The 563-nt window shown below is 76.9% G+C and carries 1 protein-coding gene; it reads left to right on the top strand.

Annotation, left to right across the window (positions count from 1 at the left end; translation table 11 throughout):
• A partial coding sequence (locus KUM32_RS42445; protein WP_217146913.1) for a 1-acyl-sn-glycerol-3-phosphate acyltransferase occupies window positions 1-519 on the top strand: 519 nt, incomplete at its 5' end.
• Window positions 520-563 lie beyond the last annotated feature (44 nt).

A 563-nucleotide genomic window follows, 5' to 3' on the forward strand; every position in this document is an offset into this window, starting at 1 on the left:
ATGCTGATGGGCACCGCGCCCCGGCCGGTGCACTTCCTGATCAAGAAGGAAGCGTTCGTCGGACCGCTCGACCCGTTCCTGCGCTCCATCGGCCAGCTCAAGGTGGACCGGGAGATCGCGGACCGGACGGCGATCACCGACGCGCTCGCCGTGCTGCGCCGCGGCGACGTGCTCGGCATCTTCCCGGAGGGCACCCGGGGCGAGGGCGACTTCGCCGCGCTCCGCGCCGGCCTGGCCTACTTCGCGGTGCGCGGCGACGCCCCCATCGTGCCGGTGGCGGTGCTGGGCACCAGCGAGCGGCGCGGCCGGGCCATAGCGGCCCTGCCCCCGCTGCGGTCCCGCATCGACATCGTCTTCGGCCCGGCCTTCCGCGCCACCGACGACGCCGGCGGCGACCCGACCGGGGCGGGCGCCCCCCGCGCCCGGGCCACCCGGGCAGTCCTGGACGCGGCGACCGTCCGCATCCAGGCGCGGCTGAGCGAGCACCTGGCCGACGCCAGGCGCCGCACCGGCCGCTAGACAGACGTGAGCGGTGGGCCGTGAGGGCCCGCCGCCGAGGGACG

The sequence above is a fragment of the Streptomyces sp. AC627_RSS907 genome (assembly GCF_019049165.1).